The organism is Brevibacterium sp. CSND-B09 (assembly GCF_052906525.1).
In genome coordinates this window covers 4068817-4090229 of sequence record NZ_JBREGI010000001.1, presented here as the reverse complement: position 1 = coordinate 4090229, position 21413 = coordinate 4068817, and the positions used below count along the sequence as shown (strand labels likewise).

Genomic DNA, 21413 nt, shown 5'->3' with positions numbered 1-21413 from the left:
GCACGGCCGGCAACGAGTCGAGCCCGCCGCTTCCGTCAGCTGACGGAGTCGGCGGGCTCGTCGTTCTTACCGGATCCGGCTCAGACGAGGTCCGAGTTGGGCCGAACCTCGGCGATGTCGGTCTCGTACGGCACGGTCGGGGCGCCCCTTGTCGTGTCGAGGTGCATCATCCGCAGATGAGTGACCCTTTCGCCCTTGCGCCCGGAGATCCGTGCCCATTCGTCGGGGTTCGTCGTGTTCGGCAGGTCTTCGTGTTCGCTGAACTCTTCGGCGATCGCATCCTCGAAGTGGCCGGGGCGCAGGCCGCGCTCGCCGGTGTCGAGCAGCGATTTGATTGCCGCCTTCTTCGCACGGTCGACGATGTTGTGGATCATCGCGCCGGAGGCGAAGGCCGAGAAGTGGAGGATTTCCTTCGACCCGTCGGCGTAGCTGACCTCGACGAATTCGTTCTCCGGAGTCTCTGCGAACATCCGTTCGACACAGCTGTCGATGAGTGCCGAGACCGCCTCGGCGGGGGTGTCGTGACCGGCGAGCACGCTCGAGTGCAGGGGCAGCTCCGCGGTGAGGTACTTCTCGAAGATGTCACGGGCCGCGTCGGCGTCGGGACGTTCGATGCGGATCTTCACATCGAGTCGGCCGGGGCGCAGGATCGCGGGGTCGATGAGGTCTTCACGGTTCGAGGCGCCGATGACGATGACGTTGTCGAGCTGTTCGACTCCGTCGATCTCAGTGAGCAGCTGCGGCACGATCGTCGTCTCCACGTCCGATGACTTGCCGGTGCCGCGGGTGCGGAACAGTGATTCCATCTCGTCGAAGAACACCACGACGGGGAATCCTGCCGAAGCCTTCTCGCGTGCCCGGGCGAAGATCAGGCGCAGCTGACGTTCGGTCTCGCCGACGTACTTGTCGAGCAGCTCCGGACCTTTGATGTTGAGGAAGTAGGTCTTGCTCGTGCGCACCTTGCCGGTGCGGTCGGCCAGGGAGTTCGCCACGGCCTTCGCGATGAGCGTCTTTCCGCAGCCGGGAGGGCCATAGAGCAGAATGCCCTTGGGCGGTTTGAGTCCGTGTTCGGTGTAGAGCTCGGGATGTTCGAAGGGCAGTTCGACGGCATCCTTGATCTGTTCGATCTGGTCGGCCAGCCCGCCGATGTCCTGGTAGGTGATGTCGGGGACTTCTTCGAGCAGCAGCGAGGAGACCTCGGGCTTCTCGACGACCTGCAGCGCGTAATGGGTCCGGGTGTCGACGACGACGGCATCGCCGACGCGCAGTCCTGCGTCGACGAGGCCGGCGGCCAGGGTGAAGACCTGCTCGTCATCGCCGGGAGCTCCGACGAGGATGCGCTGGGAGTCGACGAACTCACGGACGTTGACGACCGATCCCACGGGTGGGAACTCGCCGGTGCCGATGATGACGAGGCCTTCGGACAGGAGCACATCGGCTCCGGCTTGCAGCGTCTCGGGTTCGATTTCGGGGGCGACGGCCACGCGCATGCGTCGTCCGCCGACGATGACATCGGCCGTCACTGCGTTCTCGCCGAGCGCGATGAGTGTGCCCCAGTTGTTCGGCGGCTCGGTCAGGCGCCGAGCCTCTTCCTTGATCCGGTTCAGCTCATCACGGGCCGTGCGCAGAGTCTTCGACAGTGCTTCATTGCGTTTGCCCGCTGTGTAGAGCTGCTGGCGCAGGGACGCGGTGTCCTCGCGCAGCTTCTTCACTTCGGTCGTGGTCTCTGTCATCGATCCTCCTTCGGCCCTGTGCTGGTGCTGGTCGGGCTGTCTGTGACATCTGTGGGCTGCGCATCTGCGGAGCCCTCGGGCTCGGTGCGCAGGCGTCTGCCGGCATCTCGCATCACCCGGCGCAGCTTCTTGCCGTGCGCAGTGCGGGTGCCGATCGCCGCCTCGGTGACTTCGGGCTCCGTCCACGCCGCCACATCCTCCGCGGCCGCGGTGGCTCCCTGGGGGCGTTTCTTCTTCTCCAGCGGACTGATGCCGTCGGCCATTCGGCGGGCCATGATGAGGAACCCGGTGTGGGCGATCATCCGGTGGTCCGGCCGGACGGCGAGTCCGTCGACGTGCCAGCCGCGGACCATGGCCTCCATGGACTCGGGTTCGGCGAACTTGCCGGAAGCGCGCAGGGCTTCGACGAAGCGTGAGAGCTGCGGGACGGTGGCAACATACGCGATGACGATTCCACCGGGTGTCAGGGCTTCGCTGACGGCCTCGAGCGTGTTCCAGGGGGTGAGCATGTCGAGGACGACGCGGTCGACGCTGCCGGGCCCGAAGGTCTGCGGCAGAGTATCGGCGAGGTCGCCCACGGTGACGGACCAGTTGTCCGGTTCGCCGTCGAAGAAGTCGGCGATGTTTCCGGCCGCGATCGTGGCGAATTCCTCACGCAGTTCGAACGAGTGCACGGATCCCGTCGCGCCCACGGCGCGCAGCAGCGCCATCGACAGGGCTCCGGATCCGACGCCGGCTTCGACCACGGTGGCGCCGGGGAAGATATCGCCGAGGGTGACGATGAGTCCCGAATCCTTCGGGTAGACGACTGCGGCGCCGCGGGGCATGGAGAGCACGAAGTCCTCGTAGCGCGGGCGGAAGACCTGGAAGTCGACTCCCCCGGTGTTCGCGACGATGATTCCTTCTGTGCGCCCGATGATGTCGTCGTGGCTGATGAGGCCCTTGTTCGTGTGGAAGTGCTCACCCTGGGCGAGCACGAAGGTGTGCATCCGCCCCTTGGGGTCGGTGAGCTGGACCTTCTCTCCGCGGCTCAGAACGCGCGGGGGCCGGGAATGCAGTGGCTGAGTCATGATGAGTCCACTCTACGCTGGTGAGGATTGCCTCACACAACCGGCTCAGGCTGCCAGGAGTTCGTCGAAGAATTCCTGCAGGTCGATGACTCCGACCAGGGTGTTGCCGTCCATGACCAGGCTGAACTGCGCCTTGGGGCGGTGGGTGAGCGATTCGAGCAGGTGCGGGGCCGTGATGTCCTTCGGCACTCCGATCCACCCGGCCAGAGGGCGGGCGACCTCGCCGGCGGGAACCGCTTCGAGGGTTTCGGCGAGGCGACCGGCTGCGGCGTGCCGGTCGACGAGACCGTACGGCAGCCCCTTCTGGTCGAGGACGACGATGAGGGTGCGTTCCTTCGCGTTCCCGAGCGTGTTCGCATAGTCGAGGGTGTCGGCCAGGTCGGCATCCCAGGTGGCGGCGATCGCGGGCTGGATGACCTGAGAGAGATCGTAGGTCTCCATCTTCCGGGCCCGCTTGGCGTGGGTGGCGGCATCTCCTGCGGAGAACCACAGCATGATCGCAATGAGCGACATCCAGGCCACGGTCAGCGGTTCCGGCCGATCACCGCGGAGCAGCGGGGTAATGACCGACCAGCCGATGAAGCCGACGGCGATGATCCGGCCGACCCAGCTGGCCACGATCGTGCCGAGGAACTGCGAACCGGTGATGCGCCACATGATCGCCTGCAGCGCCCAGCCGCCGTCGAGCGGAATGCCCGGCAGCAGGTTGATCGCACCGAGGGCGACGTTGGCGAAGGTGACGGCGATGAGCAGCAGCCACGGCACCGAGGTGGGGCTGGCGGCGCTGAGACACCACCATCCCAGCAGAGCGAGAACGATGTTGACGATGGGGCCGACGATGGAGATGACGAAGCTCGTCATCGCCGCTTTGTCGCGCGGGTTGTCCATCTGCGGCTCGAAGCGGGTGAACCCGCCCCAGATGTTCAGCTCGATCGCGGCGACCTTCTGCCCGTAGAACTGGCCGGCGACTCCGTGCGCGAGTTCGTGGAGGAACACGGACGCGAAGAGGAGCACCGCATAGGCGAAGGCGACGAACCACGCCCCGATCCCCAGATCCGGGCGGACCTGGTTGAGCCACGGGGTGAAGAGGATGGTGATCACGATGGCGGCGAGGAACCACGACCACGCCAGAATCACCGGAGCGCCGAGGACAGTGCCCAAGCGCAGACCCGATGACGCACCGGGGTGGTGGTTTTTCGCGGCCATTGAAGGGGGTCCTCCGGTCGATGTCGTGGTCAGCTGACCACTGAGGGTCGGTTACTCAGCCTAACAGCGACGACGCACTCATCGCTGGTCGCCACGTCGTGTCCGTGCAGGTCGTTACAGTGGAGTTATGGCCGAGCTCACCAGTTTGTCGCCCTCCCGGGCCAACGACTTCATCCAATGCCCTCTGAAGTTCCGTTTCCGCAGCATCGACAAGCTGCCGGAGCCGCCTTCTCAGGCGGCGTTCCGCGGCACGGTGGTCCATGCGGTACTCGAGAAGCTGTTCACCGCGCCGGCGGCCGAGCGCACGGCGGAGCTCGCACAGACGATGCTCATACCGGCGTGGGACGAGCTCGTCGAGAAGGACCCGGATGTGCTCGAGATCTTCGAGGGCGAATCGGAGAAGGAGACGTTCTTCACATCTGCGCGTCGGCTCATCGATTCCTACTTCGTGCTCGAGTATCCCGAGCATCTCGAACCGGAGGAGACGGAGAAGTTCGTCCGCACCACACTGGACAGCGGTCTCGAGCTGCGCGGGTTCATCGACCGCGTCGACGTCGCCCCGGGTGGGGAGCGGCGCCTCGTCGACTACAAGACGGGCAAGCAGCCGAAACCTCAGTACGGACGAGAAGCCAAGTTCCAGATGGGCTTCTACGCTCTCGTCGTCTACCGACTCTCGGGCGAGCTCGTCCACACTCTGCAGCTGATGTACCTGGGTTCGCGCAGCGTACTGAAGTCTCATCCGACGATGGCGGAGGTCGAACAGACCCAATTCGAGATCGATGCCATCTGGAAGGACATCATCGCCTCGGCCGAGTCGGACCGGTGGCGGCCGAAGAAGTCACCGCTGTGCAACTGGTGCACCTTCAAGCCGCTGTGCCCGGCCTGGGGCAACACCGCTCCCCCGACCCCGGAGATCACGAAGATCGTGGGAGCGTAGAGCTCAGGCGCTCTGCTGCGCACGGAGGCGTCGCAGATCGGCGACGCTGTGGCCATCGAGACTGTTCCACAGGATCCGCCCCGGACGAGGTTCGAGGTCGATGAAATGCGGGATTCCGATCGCAATGGTGCCGGCCGCCTCGGCACTGGCCAGGCCCGGCTTCGAATCCTCCAGTGCCACACAGTCGGCCGGGTCGAGGTCGAGCAACGCAGCCCCCCGCAGATAGGGCTCCGGATCCGGTTTGCCGGCGGTCACCTCATCGCCGGCGACGAGACCGGCGAAGCTGTCGGGCGGACAATTGGCGATGACCGCCTCGGCCAGCGGCCGGTACGACATCGTGACCATGACGTTCGGAATGCCTTCGGCCTTGAGCTCGGCCAGCAGCTCCAGCGCACCGGGCCGGAAGGGCACGGATTCGCGGATCTGTCCGATGACGTTGCCCATCAGGGTCTCGACGATCTCCTCAGCGGGCAGATCGAGGCCGGCCTCACGCATCATCCGGGCGGAGACGATGAGCTCGTTGCCGACGAATTCGAGCCCCTGCTCTTCCGACCAGGACAGCCCATGGGCGTTCATGAGTTCGGTCTCGGCGCGGATCCAATACGGCTCGGTGTCGACGAGGGTTCCGTCCATGTCCCACAGGACGGCGGCAAGGTCGGCTGATGCATGGTTCGTCATACGCCCAGCGTAGTCTGGAACCATGAGTATTCTTCCATCCGGGTCCGGGGCACTCGTCTTCATCGCCTTCGAAGGTCAGGATGCCGATGCTTCCGAAGCAGCCAGCTCACTGGTCAAGGATCTCATCGAGGTCTGGCACCTGGATGACTCCGAGATCCTCGACACCGATGGGTTCTACGAATTCCGCTTCTCCGAACCCGAGATCATTCGCGACGAGGACGGGACGGCGTCGATCGCCTGGCCGGGTGTCGCGGTCCATCGAGGTCTCCTCGGCGAGCAGCCGATCACGGTCATCCACGGTCACGAACCGGGATTGAAATGGCGGGAGTTCCTCTCCCTCGTCCTCGCTCACGTCGGTGACGACGATACCGTCATCCTCCTCGGCGGTCTCCATGCCGAGGTTCCGCACACACGTCCGCTGCCGGTGGTGGCCAACACGGAGGACGCAGAGCTTGCGTCCGAGCTCGGCATCGACGCCAACGGCTATGAGGGTCCCATCGGCATTCTCGGTCTCCTCGGCGTCGCCTGCCGGTGGCGCGGGGTCCGCGCCATCAATCTGTGGGTGGGAGTGCCGGACTATCTGGCCGAGTCGCCGTCGCCGAAAGCCGAACTCGCGTTGGCGAAGGCCGTCGAACGCTATGCCGGCATCGAAATCGACATCCACGTGCTCGAAGAGGAGAGTCGGGCATGGGAGCTCGGCGCCGACGAACTCGTCTCCTTCAACCCGCGGCTGGCAGAACTCGTCCAAGCACTGGAGAAGCAGAACGATTCGACGGAGCTGCCCGAAGCCAGCGGGGATGCCATCGCAGCCGAGTTCGAACGCTATCTGCGCAAACGCGGCCGCGATAAGTGAATCACCGACTCCCGGAGGTCAGGCGGTGAGCGCCGGTCGACATCGGTCGTGCGATGTCAGTCGAGCAGGCGGATGCCAAGCAGGGCGTCGACGGCGTCGGCGACTCGGTCGCCGGTGATGGCTGCCGTCTCCGAGGGTTCGGAGTCCGCATAGTGTTCGGCCCATTCGTCGAGGATCCCCAGAGCCCGCGGGCTGTCGAGGTCATCGGTGAGTGCTTCGCGCAGCAGGCCGATGATGTGCTCGCGCAGACCCTGGCGACATTCTGATTCGCATTTGGCCGCATGCTTCCATGCCTGCAGACGTGCTTCGGCGATGGACAGCTGCTCCTCGGTGAAGCTCCAGTCGCTGCGGTAGTGGTTGGACAGGATCACGGTGCGAATGGCCATGGGGTCGACTCCGCGCTCGCGCAGCTTCGAGACGAGGACGAGGTTGCCCTTGGACTTGCTCATCTTCTCGCCGTCGAGGCCCACCATTCCGGTGTGCATATAGGTCTTCGCCATGGGTGTGTCCCGCCAGGCAGCAGCATGGGCGGCACTCATCTCATGGTGAGGGAAGATGAGGTCGCTGCCGCCTCCCTGCACGTCGACGGGGAAGCCGAGATACCGATCGGCGATGACAGTGCATTCGACATGCCAGCCCGGTCGTCCCCGGCCCAGTGTGCCTCCGTCCCAGGACGGTTCGCCTTCGCGTTCGGCCCGCCACAGCAGCGGATCGATGGGATTCTCCTTGCCCGGAGTCTCGGGGTCACCGCCGCGTTCGGCCGAGAGCGCTGCCATGGTCTCGGCGTCGTCATGGCTGACTGTGCCGAACGGTGGGGTGATCTGCGTCGACACACGGTAGTAGACGTCACCGCTGTCGAGAGTGTAGGCGGCCCCCTTGTCCACGAGATCGCGGACGCCGGCGGCGATCTCGTCGACGGATTCGACGACGCCGATGAAGTTCGCCGGCGGGATCACCCGCAGGGCTTCCATATCCTCTCGGAAGAGATCGATCTGCGACGAGGCGAGTTCGCGCCAGTCGACTCCCGTGGCGTCGGCCCTCTCCAGCAGCGGATCGTCGACGTCAGTGGTGTTCTGTGCGTACTCGACCTCGAGTCCCGCATCACGCCAGATCCGGTTGAGCAGGTCGAAGGCCACATAGGTGGAGGCGTGCCCGAGGTGCGTCGCATCGTAGGGGGTGATGCCGCAGACGTAGAGTCGAGCGGTCTGCTTGGATCCGCGCAGCCTGCGCGGGCTGCGTGTGCTCGTATCAAAAACCGTAGGCACCTTGCCGGTGCTGGTCAGACGGGGCAGTTGAGGTTCGGGCCATGACTTCACGGCACCCAGCCTAACCGAGAGGCTGGCGTTCGGCACTTCCGAAGCAAAGTGATGCCGGTTTCATATCGGCGGCCAGGGAATGACGGTGCGATCGTCCGGTGCGTCTGGGAAGAACTCGGCGGCGAGAAGCCGATCGGCCCGGCCCTTCAGAGCCTCGATCTCGTCTGCCGACAGGCAGTCGCTCAGCTGCGTCCGCAGCCTCTCGTCCATGGTGGCGACTTCCTGAAGCGCATCGATCTCTTCGGCGCAGAACGAGGTGCGAGAGAAACCCCACAGAACGGTGCGCAGCTTCTCCTCATTGTGGAAGGTCAGTCCGTTGTCGATGCCGAAGACGCCGATGTCGGCCGCGGCGGTGCTCGGCAGACAGCTGCCGGTGATGACATGACCTGCTTTGCGGTCGGCGTTGTTGGCGAGCAGGTCGAAGAAGGCAATGGAACGCAGGCTCTCGTCGACGGAGTGCGAGAGCACGAGGTCACGTCCGTCCTCGGTGCGCAGAGCGAAGATCGGAGTGTGATCGACAGGGATCGCGTTGACCGCCGACAGCGTCACCGCTTCGTCATCGTCGGAGGCTTCGACATAGGCCTGCAGGGATCCGCGGCCAGCGGGCAGATCATCGCGCAGAACCGTCGGCGGAACGACCCCCAGGTCGAGTGCGGCAGAGAGTCGATACGCCGCCACCTCGCGCAGAGCCAATGTCTGTGCCGGGAAATCGTGCAGGGGCCGCTCCCCCGAGATGGGCTTGTAGACGGCCTTGATCGCCCGGCCTTCGTGTTCGAGCACGAGCAGTCGGGTGTCATTGCTGGCTCGAGGGATCGATCCCATCTCCGTCCACTCCCCCGCAGCCAGCGCGTCGAGGAGAATCCCGTGGTCCATCACTGATCAGGCGCGCGGGATCCCGTTGGCACGGGGGCACAGATGGCCGTCGGGTTCGAGCGGGAGGGAGCAGAACGGGCAGTCTCCGCGTCCGGCGCTGACGACCTGTTCTCCGCGGCGGGCGAATTCTCGCGCGGCGGCTGCGTCGAGGACGATCCGCAGGACTTCGCGTTCGACCTCGTCGTCATCGGGGTCGGCAGAGGTTCCGGCCTGGGCATCCGCCTCGGTGAGTTCGAAGCATTCGATGACGAGTTCGTGCTTGACAGTGTCCCACCCCAGGCTCATCGTGCCGACGCGGAACTCCGGTTCGATGGGGACGTTGAGACCGGCGTTGTCGATGAGATCGTCGAGCGCCGTCTGCGGCACCCGCGCGGCCGGATCCTTGATCATCACCATATCGAGCAGTTCGGTGATCCGGTCGGAGAGGATTTCGACCTGCTCCTTCTCGACGACCACGGTCGTCAGCGCGTTGCCGGACTTCGCCTGGAGGAGGAACGTCCTCTCACCGGGGAGTCCGATTGTGCCGACGACGAAACGATCGGGTGTGGGGTGGTCGTACAGAGCTGCCATGTCTTCAGCCTAGTTCAAAGACTTACATGACGGTCCGGCCTGGGATACATTTGAGTCATGAGCACTGATCCTCGTGAGGCCCTGGACGCATTCCTCGAAGCAGTGAGAGAGCACTACGCTGCATCCGCGCACCGCAATGGTGACCAAGACCCCCGAGTCGAAGCCGCTTATATGGCTTTGGCCGATGCCTTCGAAATCTACGAAGACGCGATCTACACCGCGTTCGACGAAGTCACTCCATTCGAACTCTTCGATGACGTCGAGGATGCCAAGGACGATGACGAGTTCCTCCTCGACGATGACGACGAGGACGACTGAGGGCCTGACAGAGCGTCGGACCTGCCGCTCTAGTCCGACGGGCCCCAGGAGATCTGGTCGAGCACTTCGGCGATCTCATCCGCCAGTTCGACCTCGCTGGCGGTGACCTCGGCCAGCTGTGCCGAAGTGCGCGGCGAGACCAGAGTGCTCGCGATACCGTGCTGCCGGTTGAAAGCCACGGCGATGTCCAATGTCGACACACCCAGAGCGGTCGCGGCACGACGGACGCCGGCAAGCACACGGTTCGACCGCTCATCGAGATAGGCACCGGCGTAATCGCTCAGCTCCCCCGCCAACCGCGAATCCTGGGGAGTCGCGTTCCGGTACTTGTCAGTGAGCACTCCGCGACCCAGTCCTGCTCCGGCGATGATTGAGACTCCCGCATAGTCGGCGGCCGGAACGAGCTCCGACTCGGCCTCGCGGTTGAGCAGCGAGTATTCTGCGACGGCACACGCGACCGGAATCCCGGCCCCGCGCATCTCCGCCAGCTGCCAACCGGTGTGGTGGGACACGCCCACGTAGCGGATCTTCCCGAGAGTGAGCAGGGTCTCGACCGCCGATGCGGTCTCGGCACGGTCGACCTCGGCATCGAAGACGTCGAGGATGAGCACGTCGAGGTGGTCGCGACCGACTGTGCGCAGCAGGGAATCGACTTGGCTGAGGATTCTCGAGCGCCCGAGTCCGGCCTCGATGTGGCCGGGTTCACTGATGGACACGCCCACCCGGGCCAGCAGCAGAATCTCTTCGGGAAGTCTCAGCCGTCCGAGAACCTCGGCGGAGATCGTGGCCGAGCTGGGCAGCTCGATGAGGTTGCCACCTGCGTCTTTGTACTCATCGACGAGGCGCTGGGCGACCTGGTCATCGACCCGATGCCCCCACTCGAAGGTTCCGAGGCCCACATCGCTGACGTCCAGACCGGTAGTGCCGAGGCGTTGGTGCTTCATGCTTCTTGAGGTTACCCGATGCTGCGACTACCGTGGTTTCGTTCCCACCTCATATTCTCAAGGAGTCGTATGTACGACTGGCTGGTCGCTGCCGTGCTCGGAATCGTGCAGGCACTCACCGAGTTCCTCCCGATCTCCTCCTCGGCGCATGTGCGCATCGTCGGCGAACTTATGCTGCCCGGTTCGGATCCGGGCGCGTTCTTCACCGCCATCATCCAGATCGGCACCGAGGCGGCCGTCGTCGTCTACTTCTGGCGCGATATCGTCACAATCATCTCCAAATGGTGCAAGGCACTCGTCGGCAAGCATGATCGCAGGGACCCCGAGGTGCGCCTGGGTTGGCTGATCATCGTCGGTTCGATTCCCATCGTCATCATCGGCCTGCTCTTCCAGGACTACATCGAGGGTGCACTGCGCAGCCTCTGGATCACCGCGACGATGCTCATCGTCTTCGGTCTCATCATCGGCATCGCCGACTGGGCCGGGAAACGCGAACGCACCCTCGAGGACATGAACTGGGGTCAGGGCATCCTGTTCGGCTTCGCGCAGGCGCTCGCCGTCATTCCCGGCGTGTCACGCTCGGGCGGCACGATCATGGCCGGCCGTTTCATGGGCTTCGATCGTCCTGCGGCGGCTCGCTACTCGTTCCTGCTCGCCATTCCCGCCGTCGTCGGTTCCGGTCTCTACGGTGTGGCGCAGACGCTCGGTCGGAGTGAAGCCATGGTTCTCGGCTGGGGACCGACGATCCTCGCCACAGTGATTTCATTCGCTCTCGGTCTCGTCGTCATCCACTGGTTCCTCAAGTACGTTGAGACGAAGTCCTTCGCCATCTTCGTCTGGTACCGCGTCGCCCTGGGCATCGTCCTCTACATCCTGCTCGGCACCGGAGTCCTCGCAGCAGTCTGAGTCCGCACATTTCATTTTGGGCTGTCGTCCGACACTCCAGCATCATCTGATCCCGGCATTCACTTACGAGTGCCGGGATCAGCGCAATCCGCCGCCGCCGACGGCGGCCGATTGGGCGAGTCCGGCGGCGGTCACCGACATCGCCGCGAGCACCGGCCTGTCACCGGAGAAGTCGATGACCGTGAACGACCCGGGAGCGACGCTCAGCCGTTGGAAATCGTCCAGCGGCATCCCCAGGGCGTCGGCGATGATCGCCTTGATGATGTCTCCATGGGAGACGATCATCGCCCACCGAGGCGGTGCCGACTTCTCGGCACCGCCCGTGGGCACTGCATCGCCCCGGGCTTCGGCATCGGCACGTTCGTCCTTACGCAGCTGGGCCACGAGATCACGGACTCGGGCTGTGGAACGTTCGGCCGCCTCGGTGATGGATTCCCCTCCGGGGAACCTGGCCTGCGACGCCGACTTCACTACGGTCGCCCACAGGGGCTCCTGGCCCAGTTCCTTGAGTGGCCGGCCCGTCCATTCGCCGTAGTCGAGCTCGATGACGGCCTCGTCGACGTCGATGCGATCGAAGTCAGCTGTTTCGGCCGCGATCGATGCGGTCTGTTGGCAGCGCTGCAGGGGCGAATGCAGCAACTGGGTGAAGTGCCGATGCGGCAGCAGTTCGAGGTTGGCCCGCAGTGCCCGGGTTCCCTCATCGGTGAGGGACACGCCGGGTGCGCGTCCGGCCAGGATTCCGGAGACGTTGGCGCTGGAGAGGCCGTGCCGCAGCAGAACGATGACGGGCATACCCTCAAGATTAGCCCAGATCGTCTAGGGTGAGGCTATGAAACGTCAGCGTCCACGTATGACATACGAGTTCCGCAAGGTCTCGTTCTCTCGTGATGTGCCGCGGTCGGTCAGCCTGCAGGAACTCAACGACCAGGCGGAATACGGCCAATGGGAGCTCGCCCGCACCCGCATATCGGTCGGCGGAGTCCGCACCGTGTGGCTGCGCCGGAAGATCATGCCGTTGACGATGAGCAGCTGATGGTGTGAGATCGCCTTCCCTCGTTCCTGTTCTCACTGCCGGCCTCGTCACGATCACTGCAGGAGCGGCGATGTCCCTGCAGGGACGAGCGAACGGTCTGCTCGGGCAGGTGCTCGGACATGCCGTCTTCGCCGCCCTCGTCTCGTTCTTCGTCGGTCTCATCTGCGTCGGCATCGCCTTGGCTGTCTCGGCCAAATCCCGTGCTGCAGGCCGACGTCTTTTCACGCTGCTGCGGGACCATGCACTGCCCTGGTGGATGCTCCTCGGGGGCTTGAGCGGCTGTCTCGTCGTCATTGCACAAGCCACGACCATTCCGCGGATCGGCGTGGCCATGTTCACGATGGCGTTCGTCTCCGGCCAGGTCACCGGCGGGCTCATCGTCGATGCCACCGAACTGCCGCCGGGCGGCCGTCAGCGTCTGGGCGTCCTGCGCATCCTCGGCGTCGTCATCGTCCTCGCTTCCCTGGCTTTCGCCGCCGGTGACCGCCTGCAGTCGGGGGTTCCGCTGTGGACTGCCCTGCTCCCCCTCGTCTCCGGGGCACTGACGAGTGTGCAGCAGGCGTTCAACGGCCATATCCGGGCTGCCACCGAATCGGCGGTGGTCGCGACGACGGTGAACTTCACGGTCGGCTTCGCAGCACTCGTCGTCGGCACATTCGTCCTGCTCATGACCGGACATCCCTGGCGCGAATTCCCGACCGCGCCGGATCAGTGGTGGATCCTCCTCGGCGGGGCCTTCGGGGTGGTCTTCATCGCCCTGACGACGGTCACCGTAGCCAGGCTGGGTGTGCTGCTGCTCAGCCTGTTCGCGCTCTTCGGTAACCTCGTCGGGGCATTGGCCCTCGATGTGCTGTTGCCGATCCCCGGCTCCGATGTCACGCTGACCACGGTGCTCAGCGCCATCGGAGTGCTCATCGGTATCGTCGTGACGATTCTGCCGGTGCCGGTCGGGCCTTCAACTTCAGCGGCCAGGCCCAAATCAGCGGTCAGGCCTTCATCAGGAAGTCGCCGAGGACCCGCGTCCCGAACTTGAGCGCCGAGATCGGCACCCTCTCGTCGACGCCGTGGAACATGGCCGGGAAGTCGAGGTCGCCGGTCAGCTGGAGCGGAGCGAAGCCGTAGCCGGTGATGCCGAGCTCGGCCATCGACTTGTTGTCCGTGCCTCCGGAGAGCGTATAGGGCAAGACGTTCGCGCTCGGGTCGTCGGCGAGCAGGCTCTTCTGCATCTGCGCGACCAGCGGAGTGTCGAACGGTGACTCGAGCGCCTCGCCTTCATCTTCGGCGGTGATGTCTATCCCCTCCCCTGCGAGTTCCTTGATCTTGAGCATGACGTCCTCGTGCTGTCCCGGCAGAGTGCGGCAGTCGACGTAGGCGGTCGCGGTGCCGGGAATGACATTGTGTTTGTATCCGGCTTCGAGGAACGACGGGTTGGAGGTGTTCTGCAGGGTCGGTGCCACGAACTTCTCGACCGAACCCAGCTCGGCGAGCAGCTGCGGAATCGTCTCTGCCGTGAACTCGATTCCCGTGAGCTCCGAGACGCCTTCGAGCAGTTTCCGTGTGGCCAGGGGGATCTCCTGGGGCCACGGGTGGTTGCCGATCCGGGTGATCGCGGCTGCGAGCCGCGTGACGGGGTTGTCGTCGTTGCGCTGAGATCCGTGTCCGGCGGTGCCGTGAGCGACGAGGTTGAGCCAGGCCAGCCCCTTCTCTGCCGTCTGGATGAGGTAGATCCGCTGGCCGCGGACGTCGACAGAGTAGCCGCCGACCTCCGAGATCGCCTCGGTGGCCCCGGAGAACAGCTCGGGACGGTTGCGCACCATATGGCGGGCACCGTAGTTTCCTCCGGCCTCCTCGTCGGCGAAGAACGCGATCACGAGGTCCCGACGCGGAGTGAGTCCCTGGCGGAGCATGGCGCGGACGGACGCGACGATCATCGCGTCCATGTTCTTCATGTCCACCGCTCCGCGGCCCCACAGCAGACCGTCTTTGACGACTCCTTCGAAGGGGTCGACGCTCCAGTCCTCCGCGGCCGCCGGAACGACGTCGGTGTGGCCGTGGACGACGAGCGCCGGAGCCTCCGGATCGGAGCCCTTCACACGAGCGACGAGATTGGCCCGGCCCGGGGAGGATTCGACGATTTCGGACTTCAGGTCAACCTCGGAGAGCCAGGACGCGATGAGTTCGGCGGCCGGCAGCTCCGGGTTGGCTTTGTTCCCGCCCCAGTTCTGTGTGTCGATGCGGATGAGCTGACGGCACAGTTCGGTGACTTCGTCCTCTGCGGTGCTGAAATCAAACACGGGACTCCCCTCGATGGTGGTTCGATCACGCGGCAGTGCTGTGATCGGCCTGACAGTCACCACCGTATCCCACCCGCGAGCCCGGCTCACCGAGGAAATGGCGTCGATCCGCGGGTCGGAAGTTCAAATGTGGTGATCGTGATCGGGGCGAATGATCTTTGAACCCGCGGAAGCCCGCCGCTGATGGCTCGGAAGCCCGCCGCAGACGACTCCGACTGCCGAATACGAAGATGGCCTCCGGATCGAAATCCGGAGGCCATCTCCTCGTTGTGCGCGAAGGGGGACTTGAACCCCCACGCCCGATAAGTTGGGCACTAGCACCTCAAGCTAGCGCGTCTACCAATTCCGCCACTCGCGCTGGCAACAGAGATAACTCTACATGCGCGAAACGGTGTCGCAAAATCGAAATCGGCTTTTGTGACGCACTGCACTTATCACGCCATCATTCGAGGTGTGCCACCCGCGAGAGGACGTGCGGTTTGCCGTTCTTCAGGTCGAAGACGGCCGACTGCGCAGCCTCGTGACGACGCCCGGAGGTCAGCACATAGCCGACCGTGCCGGGCAGCAGGATCGGCTTCGCGAAGGACACATCCCAGCGGTAGGACTCGAGCCGCGGATCCATCGCCGAGAACGCCCGGGAGGCGCTGTACATCCCATGGGCGATCTGCCGCGGGAATCCGAATCCCTTCGCGGCCAGACCGTTGAGGTGGATCGGGTTGTAGTCACCGGAGACCTTCGCATAGCGCTGACCGATGATCGGATCCAGACGCCACAGGGCACTGGGCTGCGGCGCCGTGAACTCGAGGTGCGGCACCTGTGCCTTCGGCTTGGCTCCGGAGAGCTTCCGCCCCTTGGCCAGGTACGTCGAGACCTCGTCCATCACGGGACGACCGTCGACCTTCGCCTCGAGCCGAACCTCGATCGTGGTGCCCTTCGTGTGCTCGAAGGGACCGGCGAGCTCGAGGTGGAAGTCCACAACCTCGCCGAGGCGGGCCTGCGAATGCATATCGACGCGATTGTGGATGTGGACCATCCCCATCATCGGCAGCGGCACTTCGGGGTCGGCCAGCAGCTGCATGCTCAGCGGGAAGCCGAGGATGTGCAGGTAGCCGGGGTGGACGATATCGTCCAGACCGTGACCGACGACGTGGGCGAAGCCCGCATAGGCGACCGGTTCGAGCGGAATGCTGCGATCGATCGCATGGTCCGGCAGCTCCGGACCGGTGCGCGGGCCCACCGGCAGGGTCTTGAGCAGGGCACGGGCATAGATGGGGAGCATCGAATCCGCCATCATGCACCCACCATGTTCTGACCGCATACGCGCAGCGTCTGTCCGTTGATGCCGCGGGCACCGCTGGATGCGAGGAAGCCGATGGCTTCGGCCACATCGACCGGCTGCCCGCCCTGCTGCAGGCTCGAGAGACGGCGCGCGACCTGGCGTGTGAGTGTCGGCATCTTCGCGGTCATATCCGTTTCGATGAAGCCGGGTGCCACCGCGTTGATCGCTCCCCCGCGGGCGGCGAAGTCCTCCGCCGAGGCGGCCGTGAGTCCGATGACGCCGGCCTTCGAGGTCGCATAGTTCGTCTGGCCGCGGTTGCCCGCGATTCCCGAGGTCGAGGCCAGGGAGACGACCTGGGCGCCGTCGGCGAAGAGTCCCTTCTCCGCCAGGCGCGCATTGATCATCGTCTGCGCGGCGATGTTGACGGCGATGACAGAATCCCATTTGGCCGCGTCCATGTTCGCCAGCATCTTGTCGCGGGTGATGCCGGCGTTGTGGACGAGGATGTCCACGGGTGCCCCGAGCGCCTCGGTGATCTTGTCCGGGGCATCGGCTGCGGTGATGTCGAGCTGCAGCGACTTGCCGCCGATCCTGTTCATCACCTGCGCCAGCGCCTGACCTGCCTGCGGCATGTCCACGCCGATGACGTAGGCACCGTCGCGGGCGAGATTCTCGGCGATCGCGGCTCCGATTCCGCGTGCGGCACCGGTGACCACGGCAGTGCGACCGGCCAGCGGGCCGGCGTCACCGGTGGACATGAATTCGTCCAGGCTCAGCCGCTGACCGGCGTCCGAAGACACCGTGAGGAACTGGCCGGAGACATAAGCGGATTTGCCCGAGAGAAGGAACCACAGGGCCGCGTTCACCGAGGGTGCGGTGAGGTCGACGCCGTCGAGCAGGATTCCGTTGGCGGTCGCGCCGGCGCGCATCTCGTGGGCGACCGACCGGGTGAAGCCGGTGATGCCCTGGGCGGTGGCGGCCTGCTCCGGTGTCTGGCTCTGCGCATCCGGTGCCGTCGAGATTGTGATCACTCGACCGCAGGCGGCCAGTGAACGCAGGGCGGCGCCGATCTCGAGGACGACCGGTGACAGGTCAGCCGGGGACTGCGCGTCGTCGAGGACGGCGATGACGGCCCGCAGCTTCTCGCCGGTCTGGGCGTTGCGACGGACCTCGAGTCCGTTCTCCAGCAGCTGATCGGCCAGCCCCTGGGCTCCGGGACCGGTGCCGAGGATGAGGACCGGTTTGTTCTCATAGGACGCCGGGGTGGAGCCGAAGCGGTTGAGTTCGACCGGCTGCGGCAGACCGAGGGTTTTGGCCACCTGCTTCAGCGGTCCGTTGACGAGGGAGAGATAGGTGTCTTTCATGCTGCCTCCACAATCGCAGTGAGTCCCTGTCCGCCTGCGGCGCAGATCGAGACCAGGGAGCGCTTCTTGCCGGTGGTCTTCAGGTGCTTGGCGGTGCTGGCGATGATGCGTCCGCCGGTGGCCGCGAAGGGGTGGCCGGCGGCCAGGCTCGAGCCCAGCGGGTTGAGCTTGTCGCGGTCGATGGTGCCCAGCGCCGCATCGAGACCGACCTTATCCTTGCAGAACTCTTCGGATTCCCAGGCGGCCAGGTGCGAGAGCACGGTGGAGGCGAATGCCTCGTGGATCTCGAAGACATCGAAGTCATCGAAGGTCAGCCCGTTGCGGGCCAGCAGCCGCGGAACTGCGTAGGCAGGGGCCATGAGCAGACCTTCGTCGCCGTCGACGAAATCGACGGCGGCGGCTTCGGCATCGACGAGGCGCGCCAACGGGGTGAAGCCGTGCTCGTCTGCCCAATCCTCACTGCCCAACAGCACCGAAGAGGCGCCGTCGGTCAGCGGAGTCGAGTTGCCGGCGGTCATGGTCGCCTCGGTGGCGAGCTTCCTGCCGAAGACGGGGTTGAGCTTCCCCAGGGATTCCACGGTCGAGTCGGCACGCATGTTCGTATCGCGGCTGACCCCGAGGTACGGGGTGGTGAGGTCATCGAAGAAGCCGGATTCCCATGCCGCGGCGAGGTTCTTGTGGGAGGCCACGGCCAGTTCGTCCTGGGCCTGTCGGCTGATGCCCCAGGCGGCGGTGGTGATCGCCTGATGCTCGCCCATGCTCAAGCCCGTGCGCGGTTCGCCCGTGCTCGGAGCCTGCGGTGCGAGGTAGGCGGGGCGGATCTGGGAGGCGATCTTCGCCTTCTGCACCATCGTCTTCGCACGGGTGAGCTCGAGGAGGATCTCGCGCATCGAATCGTTGATGACGATCGGAGCGTCGGACGTCGAATCCACGCCCGAGGCGATTCCGGATTCGATCTGCCCGGCATTGATCTTGTTGTTGAGGCTGACCACGGCTTCGAGGCCGGTGGCGCAGGCCTGACCGAGATCGAAGGCGGGGGTCGTCGGTGCCAGGGCGGAGCCGAGCACGGCTTCCCGGGTGAGGTTGAAGTCCTTCGAATGCTTGAGGACTGCACCTCCGGCGACCTCGCCGATGTTCTCTCCGGCCAGTCCGAAGCGGGCAACGAGCCCGTCGATGGCCGAGGTGAGCATATCGAGGTTCGTGGCCTTCGAGTACTGCTTGTTCGAGCGGGCGAAGGGAATTCGGTTGCCGCCGAGGATGACGGCGCGGTTGTTGGGAGCGGACATGTGCACCTCCGAGTGGTTGATTTAGCCGATACCGACAGTACCTGATACTGTCGGTTACATGAAATCGATCACAGACGGTCGCTCGACGAGATGGCAGAAGCATCGCGATGAGCGTCGTCGCGAACTTCTGCGTTCCGTGCGGCTCGTCGTCGACGAGTACGGCGACGATATGTCGATGGAACAGATCTCGGACGCGACCGGGACGTCGAAGTCGGTGCTCTACCGATACTTCACCGACCGGGCAGGTTTGCAGGCGGCCATGGGCGAATGGGCGATGGGCGTCATCGTCCGGTCTCTCGACGAGGCCGCGGCCGCCTCGGCGAAGGGCGAGGGCTCAGCCGCGGCGCAGGAGTCCCTGGCCGCGATGATCCGCGCATTCGTCACGCTCGCCGCGAATTCTCCGAACGTGTATCGCTTCTGCGACACCGCGGTCAACCGGTTCGCGCCCGAGGAGACCGGCGGTTTCTTCAATTCAATTGCCGGGCAGCTGGCCGAACGCCTCGGCCTGAGCGGCGAACAGGCTCGGCTGTGGTCGGCCGGAGCGATCGGTTTCGTCCGCGCCGCCACCGAGACGTGGCTGTCCCGACCGGACCGGCCCGAGGAATTCGCCACCACCATCACCCATTGGCTCTGGGCAACCCTGCCCGAACAACGAGGAGTAGAACAATGAAGCTGTCTCTTGACCCGAAAGCCATCAACGACGTCCTCGACGGACATTGGGCAGAAGCTCGCCGACGCGGGCGGACCCTGGCCGAAGAGCCGTCGACCCATGACGATCCGGCCGATGATCTCGACACCGCACGAGCGAAGACCCTAGACGGGGTCATGATGATGGCCGAGACCGGGCTGCCGATGACCGGGCTGTCACCGGAGATGGGCGGAAAGAACGAACACGCCACGAACGTCGCCGGGTTCGAAGAGACCGTCACGGCCAACCCGAGCCTGCAGATCAAAGCCGGCGTCCAGTTCGGACTCTTCGGCGGAGCGATCCTCCATCTCGGCGACAAGGAGCAGCATCAGAAGTGGCTGCTCGACGCTCAGTCCGGCCGTCTGCTGGGTTCGTTCGCGATGACGGAGATCGGGCACGGCTCCGATGTGGCGAACGTGGCGACCACCGCCACCTACGATGAGGCGACCGAAGAGTTCGTCATCGAGACCCCTTTCCGGGCCGCAACGAAGGAGTACATCGGCAACGCCGCCCGCGATGCCCGGGCCGCCGTCGTCTTCGCTCAGCTCATCACCAAGGGTGTCAAGCACGGGGTGCATGCCTTCTTCGTGCCCGTCCGCGACGAGGCCGGTGAGCCGATGCCGGGAGTCTCGATCGAAGACGACGGCTACAAGGGCGGGCTCAAGGGAGTCGACAATGGTCGCCTCGCCTTCGACTCCGTGCGGATCCCGCGCACCAACCTGCTCAATCGCTACGGAGACGTCACCGCCGACGGCACGTACTCCTCCCCCATCGAATCGCCGGGACGCCGCTTCTTCACGATGCTCGGCACCCTGGTCCAGGGCCGGGTCTCGCTCGACGGCGCCTCCGTGGTCGCATCGAAGATCGCGCTCGACATCGCCGTGCGCTACGGACTCGAACGCAAGCAGTTCACGGCCGGCGATGACTTCGCCGAGACGACTCTGCTCGACTACGGCCAACATCAGCGTCGCCTCATGCCGGCCCTCGCCGCCGTCTACGCCTCGGCGTTCGCGCACGAGAAGCTGCTGACCTCCTTCGAAGAGGTCTTCGCCGGAGCCGATGACTCCGAGGAGAACCGGGCTCTGCTCGAGACCCGGGCGGCTGCGTTCAAGGCCGACTCGACCTGGATGGCGCTCGACGTCATCCAGGAATGCCGTGAGGCCTGCGGCGGTGCCGGATTCATGGCGGAGAACCGCCTCGTGGGGCTGCGCGCCGACCTCGACGTCTACGTCACCTTCGAAGGCGACAACACGGTGCTGCTGCAGCTCGTGGCCAAGCGCCTCCTCGGCGACTATGCCAAGGAATTCGCGAACCTCGACGTCGGCGGAGCCGCCCGCTTCATCGGCACCCAGGCCGCCGAGCATACGCTCTACCGCACCGGTCTGGCCAATGCCGGACGGGCGATCTCGGATGCGCTGACCCCGAACCTCGGCGACAAGCGGATCAGGTCGGGACGCCTGCAGCGGACACTGCTCGAAACGCGACTGGAGGTCATGGTCGCCGGAGTCGCTCAGGCACTGCGACCTGCGACGAAGATGCCGGCCGCGCAGGCGGCCGATCTGTTCAACGTCCACCAGCATGAGCTCATCGAGATGGCACGCGCCTATGTCGAGCTCGAGAAGTGGAAGGCGCTGGACGAGAAGATGAAGGAGCAGACCGACGCCGATCAGGCCAAGGCTTTCCGTCGTCTGCGTGACACCTACGGTCTCGGACTGATCGAGAAGCACATGGCCTGGCACCTCATGTACGGTCGCCTGCCGATGTCGCGTGCACGCCAGATCAACGAGACGCTGAACCGTCTGTGCAAGAAGCTTGCCGCCAATGCCCTCGACCTCGTCGAAGCATTCGGCTACTCGGATGTCCACCGTCGGGCCACCATCGCCTCCGGCGTCGAAGCCGAGCGTCAGGCAGAGGCCGCCGACTACTACCGTCGGGCGCGGGCTCGTCAGGACTTCCCGGTCGACGAGAAGCAGCTGCGCAAGGCCGCGAAGAAGAAGGCGAAGGCCGCCGCACGGTGACCGCAGGCCCGTGATCCGGGCACACCAGAAGACCCCCGCAGCGAACG

Annotated in this window: 21 protein-coding genes and 1 tRNA gene; 8 read left to right on the top strand and 14 right to left on the bottom strand. The window is 65.1% G+C overall.

The features are described from left to right. Nucleotides 1-80: 80 nt before the first annotated feature. The 3 genes from arc to ACU4IU_RS18240 are packed head-to-tail and all read right to left on the bottom strand — an operon-like array spanning nucleotide 81 to nucleotide 4009. Nucleotides 81-1733 (bottom strand): proteasome ATPase, encoded by a 1653-nt coding sequence (gene arc, locus ACU4IU_RS18250; RefSeq protein WP_446657535.1) that lies wholly within the window; start codon nucleotides 1731-1733, stop codon nucleotides 81-83. Further along, nucleotides 1730-2803, bottom strand: a complete 1074-nt coding sequence (locus ACU4IU_RS18245; protein WP_446657534.1) for a tRNA (adenine-N1)-methyltransferase — start codon at nucleotides 2801-2803, stop codon at nucleotides 1730-1732. The genes arc and ACU4IU_RS18245 overlap by 4 nt, the downstream gene beginning before the upstream one ends. A 45-nt stretch (nucleotides 2804-2848) precedes the next feature. Then, nucleotides 2849-4009, bottom strand: a complete 1161-nt coding sequence (locus ACU4IU_RS18240) for a site-2 protease family protein (RefSeq protein ID WP_139467236.1) — start codon at nucleotides 4007-4009, stop codon at nucleotides 2849-2851. A gap of 127 nt (nucleotides 4010-4136) precedes the next feature. Between ACU4IU_RS18240 and ACU4IU_RS18235 the strand changes: the two genes are divergently transcribed. After that, on the top strand, nucleotides 4137-4946 hold the full coding sequence (locus tag ACU4IU_RS18235; RefSeq protein WP_376905677.1) for a RecB family exonuclease: 810 nt from the start codon (nucleotides 4137-4139) through the stop codon (nucleotides 4944-4946). Nucleotides 4947-4949: 3 nt separating this feature from the next. Here the strand turns inward: ACU4IU_RS18235 and ACU4IU_RS18230 are convergent, their stop codons facing one another. Next, on the bottom strand, nucleotides 4950-5624 hold the full coding sequence (locus ACU4IU_RS18230) for an HAD family hydrolase (protein WP_446657533.1): 675 nt from the start codon (nucleotides 5622-5624) through the stop codon (nucleotides 4950-4952). Between the two features lie 22 nt (nucleotides 5625-5646). Between ACU4IU_RS18230 and ACU4IU_RS18225 the strand changes: the two genes are divergently transcribed. Further along, entirely contained in the window at nucleotides 5647-6477 is an 831-nt protein-coding gene (locus tag ACU4IU_RS18225) for a proteasome assembly chaperone family protein (RefSeq protein WP_139908044.1), read from the top strand. A 56-nt stretch (nucleotides 6478-6533) separates the two neighbouring features. On the opposite strand, the gene mshC is transcribed toward ACU4IU_RS18225, so the two are convergent. Genes mshC through ACU4IU_RS18210 form a run of 3 tightly spaced genes read right to left on the bottom strand, consistent with a single transcriptional unit; the run spans nucleotide 6534 to nucleotide 9236 of the window. Further along, entirely contained in the window at nucleotides 6534-7793 is a 1260-nt protein-coding gene (gene mshC, locus ACU4IU_RS18220) for a cysteine--1-D-myo-inosityl 2-amino-2-deoxy-alpha-D-glucopyranoside ligase (RefSeq protein ID WP_139908045.1), read from the bottom strand. Between the two features lie 60 nt (nucleotides 7794-7853). After that, complete coding sequence (locus ACU4IU_RS18215) at nucleotides 7854-8666, bottom strand: SCO1664 family protein (protein ID WP_446657532.1); 813 nt, start codon at nucleotides 8664-8666, stop codon at nucleotides 7854-7856. Nucleotides 8667-8672: 6 nt separating this feature from the next. Then, entirely contained in the window at nucleotides 8673-9236 is a 564-nt protein-coding gene (locus ACU4IU_RS18210; RefSeq protein WP_115614059.1) for a DUF3090 family protein, read from the bottom strand. 57 nt (nucleotides 9237-9293) lie between these two features. On the opposite strand from ACU4IU_RS18210, the gene ACU4IU_RS18205 reads away from it, so the two are divergent. Next, on the top strand, nucleotides 9294-9554 hold the full coding sequence (locus tag ACU4IU_RS18205; RefSeq protein ID WP_025778383.1) for a hypothetical protein: 261 nt from the start codon (nucleotides 9294-9296) through the stop codon (nucleotides 9552-9554). A gap of 29 nt (nucleotides 9555-9583) precedes the next feature. Here the strand turns inward: ACU4IU_RS18205 and ACU4IU_RS18200 are convergent, their stop codons facing one another. Further along, nucleotides 9584-10498, bottom strand: a complete 915-nt coding sequence (locus tag ACU4IU_RS18200) for an aldo/keto reductase (RefSeq protein WP_446657531.1) — start codon at nucleotides 10496-10498, stop codon at nucleotides 9584-9586. Nucleotides 10499-10567: 69 nt separating this feature from the next. Between ACU4IU_RS18200 and ACU4IU_RS18195 the strand changes: the two genes are divergently transcribed. Beyond that, on the top strand, nucleotides 10568-11404 hold the full coding sequence (locus tag ACU4IU_RS18195; RefSeq protein WP_139467244.1) for an undecaprenyl-diphosphate phosphatase: 837 nt from the start codon (nucleotides 10568-10570) through the stop codon (nucleotides 11402-11404). Nucleotides 11405-11482: 78 nt separating this feature from the next. On the opposite strand, the gene ACU4IU_RS18190 is transcribed toward ACU4IU_RS18195, so the two are convergent. Continuing rightward, a complete protein-coding gene (locus tag ACU4IU_RS18190; protein ID WP_446657530.1) occupies nucleotides 11483-12196 on the bottom strand; it encodes a histidine phosphatase family protein in 714 nt (237 codons plus the stop codon). Between the two features lie 58 nt (nucleotides 12197-12254). Here ACU4IU_RS18190 and ACU4IU_RS18185 point away from each other — a divergent pair, with 58 nt between their 5' ends. Further along, nucleotides 12255-12437, top strand: coding sequence for a DUF5703 family protein (locus ACU4IU_RS18185; RefSeq protein WP_139467246.1), 183 nt, complete (start codon nucleotides 12255-12257; stop codon nucleotides 12435-12437). A 4-nt stretch (nucleotides 12438-12441) separates the two neighbouring features. Beyond that, entirely contained in the window at nucleotides 12442-13470 is a 1029-nt protein-coding gene (locus tag ACU4IU_RS18180) for a DMT family transporter (RefSeq protein ID WP_446657529.1), read from the top strand. On the opposite strand, the gene ACU4IU_RS18175 is transcribed toward ACU4IU_RS18180, so the two are convergent. The 5 genes from ACU4IU_RS18175 to ACU4IU_RS18155 form a co-directional block, all read right to left on the bottom strand. Further along, complete coding sequence (locus tag ACU4IU_RS18175; RefSeq protein ID WP_139467248.1) at nucleotides 13424-14731, bottom strand: M20/M25/M40 family metallo-hydrolase; 1308 nt, start codon at nucleotides 14729-14731, stop codon at nucleotides 13424-13426. The two genes, ACU4IU_RS18180 and ACU4IU_RS18175, sit on opposite strands and share 47 nt — an antisense overlap. A 270-nt stretch (nucleotides 14732-15001) precedes the next feature. After that, nucleotides 15002-15089, bottom strand: a tRNA-Leu gene (locus ACU4IU_RS18170). An 84-nt stretch (nucleotides 15090-15173) separates the two neighbouring features. Further along, nucleotides 15174-16025 (bottom strand): MaoC family dehydratase, encoded by an 852-nt coding sequence (locus tag ACU4IU_RS18165; RefSeq protein WP_446657528.1) that lies wholly within the window; start codon nucleotides 16023-16025, stop codon nucleotides 15174-15176. Continuing rightward, a complete protein-coding gene (locus ACU4IU_RS18160) occupies nucleotides 16022-17374 on the bottom strand; it encodes a 3-oxoacyl-ACP reductase (RefSeq protein ID WP_446657527.1) in 1353 nt (450 codons plus the stop codon). The genes ACU4IU_RS18165 and ACU4IU_RS18160 overlap by 4 nt, the downstream gene beginning before the upstream one ends. Continuing rightward, entirely contained in the window at nucleotides 17371-18660 is a 1290-nt protein-coding gene (locus tag ACU4IU_RS18155) for an acetyl-CoA C-acetyltransferase (protein ID WP_446657526.1), read from the bottom strand. Before ACU4IU_RS18155 ends, ACU4IU_RS18160 begins: the two co-directional genes overlap by 4 nt. A gap of 58 nt (nucleotides 18661-18718) precedes the next feature. On the opposite strand from ACU4IU_RS18155, the gene ACU4IU_RS18150 reads away from it, so the two are divergent. Together ACU4IU_RS18150 and ACU4IU_RS18145 are read left to right on the top strand one after the other, a co-directional pair. Then, nucleotides 18719-19330, top strand: a complete 612-nt coding sequence (locus ACU4IU_RS18150; protein WP_139467252.1) for a TetR/AcrR family transcriptional regulator — start codon at nucleotides 18719-18721, stop codon at nucleotides 19328-19330. Then, nucleotides 19327-21366, top strand: a complete 2040-nt coding sequence (locus ACU4IU_RS18145; protein ID WP_172169554.1) for an acyl-CoA dehydrogenase family protein — start codon at nucleotides 19327-19329, stop codon at nucleotides 21364-21366. Before ACU4IU_RS18150 ends, ACU4IU_RS18145 begins: the two co-directional genes overlap by 4 nt. Nucleotides 21367-21413 lie beyond the last annotated feature (47 nt).

What these genes read in the sequence shown, in the direction of transcription:
- arc (WP_446657535.1), bottom strand. Translation starts at nt 1,733, where the DNA reads ATGACAGAGACCACGACCGAAGTGAAGAAGCTGCGCGAGGACACCGCG.
- ACU4IU_RS18245 (WP_446657534.1), bottom strand. Translation starts at nt 2,803, where the DNA reads ATGACTCAGCCACTGCATTCCCGGCCCCCGCGCGTTCTGAGCCGCGGA.
- ACU4IU_RS18240 (WP_139467236.1), bottom strand. Translation starts at nt 4,009, where the DNA reads ATGGCCGCGAAAAACCACCACCCCGGTGCGTCATCGGGTCTGCGCTTG.
- ACU4IU_RS18235 (WP_376905677.1), top strand. Translation starts at nt 4,137, where the DNA reads ATGGCCGAGCTCACCAGTTTGTCGCCCTCCCGGGCCAACGACTTCATC.
- ACU4IU_RS18230 (WP_446657533.1), bottom strand. Translation starts at nt 5,624, where the DNA reads ATGACGAACCATGCATCAGCCGACCTTGCCGCCGTCCTGTGGGACATG.
- ACU4IU_RS18225 (WP_139908044.1), top strand. Translation starts at nt 5,647, where the DNA reads ATGAGTATTCTTCCATCCGGGTCCGGGGCACTCGTCTTCATCGCCTTC.
- ACU4IU_RS18215 (WP_446657532.1), bottom strand. Translation starts at nt 8,666, where the DNA reads ATGGACCACGGGATTCTCCTCGACGCGCTGGCTGCGGGGGAGTGGACG.
- ACU4IU_RS18210 (WP_115614059.1), bottom strand. Translation starts at nt 9,236, where the DNA reads ATGGCAGCTCTGTACGACCACCCCACACCCGATCGTTTCGTCGTCGGC.
- ACU4IU_RS18205 (WP_025778383.1), top strand. Translation starts at nt 9,294, where the DNA reads ATGAGCACTGATCCTCGTGAGGCCCTGGACGCATTCCTCGAAGCAGTG.
- ACU4IU_RS18200 (WP_446657531.1), bottom strand. Translation starts at nt 10,498, where the DNA reads ATGAAGCACCAACGCCTCGGCACTACCGGTCTGGACGTCAGCGATGTG.
- ACU4IU_RS18195 (WP_139467244.1), top strand. Translation starts at nt 10,568, where the DNA reads ATGTACGACTGGCTGGTCGCTGCCGTGCTCGGAATCGTGCAGGCACTC.
- ACU4IU_RS18190 (WP_446657530.1), bottom strand. Translation starts at nt 12,196, where the DNA reads ATGCCCGTCATCGTTCTGCTGCGGCACGGCCTCTCCAGCGCCAACGTC.
- ACU4IU_RS18185 (WP_139467246.1), top strand. Translation starts at nt 12,255, where the DNA reads ATGACATACGAGTTCCGCAAGGTCTCGTTCTCTCGTGATGTGCCGCGG.
- ACU4IU_RS18165 (WP_446657528.1), bottom strand. Translation starts at nt 16,025, where the DNA reads ATGATGGCGGATTCGATGCTCCCCATCTATGCCCGTGCCCTGCTCAAG.
- ACU4IU_RS18160 (WP_446657527.1), bottom strand. Translation starts at nt 17,374, where the DNA reads ATGAAAGACACCTATCTCTCCCTCGTCAACGGACCGCTGAAGCAGGTG.
- ACU4IU_RS18155 (WP_446657526.1), bottom strand. Translation starts at nt 18,660, where the DNA reads ATGTCCGCTCCCAACAACCGCGCCGTCATCCTCGGCGGCAACCGAATT.
- ACU4IU_RS18150 (WP_139467252.1), top strand. Translation starts at nt 18,719, where the DNA reads ATGAAATCGATCACAGACGGTCGCTCGACGAGATGGCAGAAGCATCGC.
- ACU4IU_RS18145 (WP_172169554.1), top strand. Translation starts at nt 19,327, where the DNA reads ATGAAGCTGTCTCTTGACCCGAAAGCCATCAACGACGTCCTCGACGGA.